Below are 4,586 nucleotides of genomic sequence, written 5' to 3' on the forward strand. Positions count from 1 at the left end.
CGGCGATGCGACCGGCTCGGCCAATCCGCTCACGGTGACCATGAGCAGCAACAAAACCATCACGGCTACTTTCACCGCTCTTCAAAGCCAGGAGCAGGTCACCGGCTTTGTGCTGGTCAATGCCAACAACGAGCAGGACCTGCAGCCTCTGGCTGATGGCGACGTGATCGCCCTGAGTTCGCTGCCTTCTACCAAACTCAGCATCCGGGCCAACACCACGCCTGCATCGGTGGGCAGCGTCAAGCTGGAGCTGAGCGGCACCCAGAGCAAAGTCTACATTGACAACCTGGCTCCTTATGCCCTGCACGGCGATGACGGCCAGGGCAACTATTACTATGGCAACTGGTACCCGCCCGCAGCCGGCACCTATTCCCTCAAAGCTACCCCTTACTCCGGCAGTAAAGCTACCGGCACGGCTGGTATACCTTTGACCATTACCTTTACCATCTCCGAGACAAGCCTGTCCGCGTCAAGTACTGCAGGGGTCGTGGGCACCCTCCCCGGTGAGCTCGCCGAAACAGCCCTGGAGGCTTATCCCAACCCCTTCTCTTCGCAGGCAACCCTGAACTTTACACTGGCCGAAGAAGGAGACTATACCCTTGCCCTCTATGACGCCAGGGGAGCTCTGGTGACAGCTCTCACACAAGGCCGGGCGGCGGCAGGCGCGCGAAACACGCTCCAGGTGGAGGGAGGCGTCCTGCCCAAAGGTCTCTACCTGGTCCGGCTCCAGACAGCAACGGCAACCAAGACGCTCAAACTCATCCTGGACAAATAGAACCTCTCGTGAACATCATCTGGGTGAGGAACATTGGCTGACGCTCAGCACCGAGACAAATTCCTGAAATACAATCGCCGCAGCACTTGCTGCGGCGATTGTATTTCAGGAAATATTCTGGCTTCCTTCAAAGGGGCCCGGGACAAATGCTGATTGATATACCCTGTTCACTGGCTGACTCAGTCTACAATGCCACTTTATGCGCGACAGCTTTCCTGCGCGAACATAAGAAGTACCCCTCCGGTTTATGGATGAAGCCAATGCTTTTAGCCATCTGAATCCTCCGCTTTATTACTGCCTGTATACCGTCTTCCCTCATCACTCCGTTACTCTGAGAGATTATTCCCGTATTACTTCTTGAGAATACTGTATCTATGAGTACACCAACTAAAAATGGAATTTTTGCTGAACATTATCTACTGAAAGAGCGGTTTAGTATAGGTAAAATTTCAGAAGTATGGAGAGCGGAGGACTGGACATCAGAAGGAGCCATAGTGGCAGTCAAAATCTTCACTCCTGACATACGACTGGATAATTTTAGCCTGGAGCAGCTGAGCAAGGAACAGGAAGCGCTTGCTTCACTGGATCATCCTTACCTGCTGCAGCCTTTCCGGTTCGACATATTTGAAGGTATACCCTACCTGGTGATGCCCTACCTGGCCCAGGGCTCACTGAGCCGAAAGTTACTGGAAGGAGGTCCCCTTCCGGAGGAGGAAATTGCGTTCCTTCTGACACATATCGCTGGAGCGCTGGATTATCTGCACACCAGGCAACCTCCTATTATACACAAGCAGGTTTCTCCGGATAATATTCTGATTTCAGACAACGACAGCTACCTGCTGTCTGCTCCTGAAATGAGCAGCTCGATTCGCAATATCATGTTCAAAGCTACGGGTAATCAGTATAGTCCTGCCACAGCGTATGCAGCACCTGAGCTCTTTCGTGCACACCCTGTACACAGCACGGCAAGTGATATCTTCTCGCTGGGTGTTGTGCTGTATGAGCTTTGCACAGGCGAGGTACCCTGGCTGGGCAACGGGGGCGTCAGTCTGCTCAAGGGAGCAGAAGTGCCATACCTTCCCAATCCCTACTCGCGTATCCTGAGCAACCTGGTCAGAGCCTGCCTGCACCCTGACCCTGAAAAGCGCCCGACTGCCAGGCTGCTCGCAGATGAGGCTACCTATTATAACGAGTATGGGAAGTGGAAAACCTATGGCAGCTTTGGCAGCGTGACGGCAGAGTCGATTGTTTACAAAAAAAGATCGCCTCTACTTCCTGTTATTCTCATTACACTCCTGGTGCTGGGCGCATTGGTTGCTGCCTACTTCTATGTGTTCAATGGCAAGCTCCCCGATAAAATAGCAGCCACTTTCTCCAGTACGTCCCATACAGCCGGACAAGCTGCTGAAGACACAGCTGCTGGGGAAGATACCCGTACTGCTAAAAAGATCCCTACCGCCACGGCTACAAATGTAAATCCGAAGAAGCCGGTCACTGACACCACTCCGGTCACCCAGAAAACACGTGTCACTAGGCAGGACCCAGCACCTGCTCCGGCAGTCAAAAAGCCGGAAGCCGTAAAGAAACCGCCTGTCCAGAGAAGCCCATCTTATCCCCGCCCGACCAGTCTGGAGGCTTATCTGAAAGGCATGCTCAATGAGGAAATCCCCCTTGAAGTCAGGGATCAGTGGAAACCTGCCATCCGGCGCTACTTTGCACCGGATGCCATTGTGTATGCGACGATGGATGCTTCACCGCTCGGCAGTTTTGGCGTGGCTGAGTTCATGGACATTCTGTTGAGCACCGAGAATGCCAGTATCAGTGTAGAGAACATTATCCGGGATGAAGAGGACGACAAAATTGATGAACTGAATGTCAACCTGACGACCGTAGAAGCTACCCTAGAACAGGATAGCCTTGAATAAAGCAAACGCAGCGAATACCATTGATGAGTAGTAAATTGTACAGTCAGGTATAAGGTAGCACGCTGCTGCTATACCTTCCGAAACATAAAAACAGGCAGGTTGTTATGCCTTCAAATTCTAAAATCGATCGACTATGAAAGTAAAATCTACACTTACCGCACTCTGCTTACTGGCCAGTTTCTTTGCCATGGCCCAAAAGCCGGCTCCAGACCAGATCAAAACCTCCAAAGGGCCGCTCACCATACAGCCTGTCCTGCATGGCAGCGTAGCGTTCACATGGGACGGCAAAACCATCTACGTGGATCCTTATGGCGGAACGGAGGCCTTTGAAGGTATAGCAGCCCCTGATCTGATCCTGATCACGGATATTCACGGCGACCACCTGGACCTGAAAACCCTGGAAGCGATCAACACCTCCCAGGCTACTTTGGTAGTGCCGCAGGCCGTAGCCGACAAACTACCCGAGCCGCTCAAACAGAAGGCCGTCGTGATCGGCAACGGGGAACATACCGAACAACTGGGTATAGCCATTGCAGCGATCCCCATGTACAACCTCCCCGAGACGGACGATTCCAGGCACCCCAAAGGCCGTGGCAATGGCTACATCCTGCAGATGGGCAACAAGACAGTTTACCTCTCCGGCGATACCGAAGACATCCCTGAGATGCGGGCACTGCGCAACATTGACGTAGCATTCGTGTGCATGAACCTGCCCTATACCATGGACGTGGACCAGGCTGCCTCAGCCGTTCTTGCGTTTAAACCCGCTGTCGTATACCCTTATCATTACCGCGGAGAGCAGGGCCTGAGTGATGTGGAAGCCTTCAAACAGAAAGTGAATGCGGGCAGTAAAAAAATTGATGTGAGGCTGCGCAACTGGTATCCGGAAAAATAAGCACTAGCGCCGGAAAAGGCTGGCCATTCACAATGTCATAAGCCAGCTTTCCGGCTTTTCCGTTTACAGATGGATACTTGATTCCCGACCCCAAAAGCGGGAAAACCCATTGGTATGCCCGACTTCAGGTTACATATTGAGTATATCGCCCGCATCATAGAGGCTGCAGGTGTACTGATCATAGCGGTCGGTGCAGCGATTGCTATGATTAAATTCGTTTTCGCGCTTCAACAGAACAAGCAACGCTCTTACAAGCTACTGAGACAAGATCTCGGCAAAGCTATTTTGCTGGGGTTGGAAATACTGGTTGCGGCTGACATCATTGCCACTGTCGTAACTGAACCCACCATGGAAAGGGTGCTGACACTGGGCCTGATCGTACTGATCCGGACTTTTCTGAGCTTGTCTTTACAAGTCGAGCTGGAAGGAAAATTTCCCTGGCAGGAAGAAAAATACAAATCCTAGCTTTGGGGCATTGCCACGAACTACCCATTCCCGCTCTTCATTTCCCGAAGCATACTCTTTTTAAAGGTACGCTGGGAACTGCCTGAAAAGATGTCGCTGTCTTATCCAGACAGTTTCTTAAGTCGCGAAATCAGCAACCTGCCTTCTTCAAAAAAACCCAGCCATGCCTTTCATTGCTCTTCTCCGGGAGATCGCAAGGCGGATAAAAGCGGCTTTCCGTTTGCATTTTCTCTTTCTTATACCTGCTAATTTTTTTTATAAAACACGAATTATCAATCTATTACCGACAGCTATAGAACTTAAATACACCACCGGCTGTTGAGCGGTGATGTGAGGGTATAGGAAGCCATACTTTGCTGGGCGTCCTCCTCCATCATGTTTCCTAACAGAGCGCGTCCTCTCCCCAAACAGGTCCTGCAAGATCACTTTTTGAGACGCCTTGCAATAAAAATGTAAATTTTGAAGTTAGTGTTAAAAGGTTTTTGGTTTAAAAGCATAAAATGCAACCTATCGCTTTCTTCAAAAA

Annotated in this window: 4 protein-coding genes; all 4 read left to right on the forward strand. The window is 51.1% G+C overall.

All coding sequences use genetic code 11. The annotated features are described in order from the left end of the window. Window positions 1-775, forward strand: a 775-nt coding sequence (locus OB13_RS18620; protein WP_461491689.1) for a T9SS type A sorting domain-containing protein, incomplete at its 5' end; no start/stop codon positions are given. A 374-nt stretch (window positions 776-1,149) separates the two neighbouring features. Then, the gene (locus tag OB13_RS18625) at window positions 1,150-2,700 is read left to right on the forward strand and encodes a serine/threonine-protein kinase (protein ID WP_461491690.1); all 1,551 of its coding nucleotides are present in this window, start codon (window positions 1,150-1,152) and stop codon (window positions 2,698-2,700) included. Between the two features lie 133 nt (window positions 2,701-2,833). After that, the gene (locus OB13_RS18630) at window positions 2,834-3,595 is read left to right on the forward strand and encodes an MBL fold metallo-hydrolase (protein WP_461491691.1); all 762 of its coding nucleotides are present in this window, start codon (window positions 2,834-2,836) and stop codon (window positions 3,593-3,595) included. 114 nt (window positions 3,596-3,709) lie between these two features. After that, window positions 3,710-4,060 carry a DUF1622 domain-containing protein gene (locus OB13_RS18635; RefSeq protein ID WP_461491692.1) on the forward strand — a complete coding sequence of 117 codons (351 nt, stop codon included), beginning with the start codon at window positions 3,710-3,712 and terminating at the stop codon, window positions 4,058-4,060. Window positions 4,061-4,586: the final 526 nt, after the last annotated feature.

This window comes from Pontibacter sp. HJ8 (assembly GCF_054824225.1).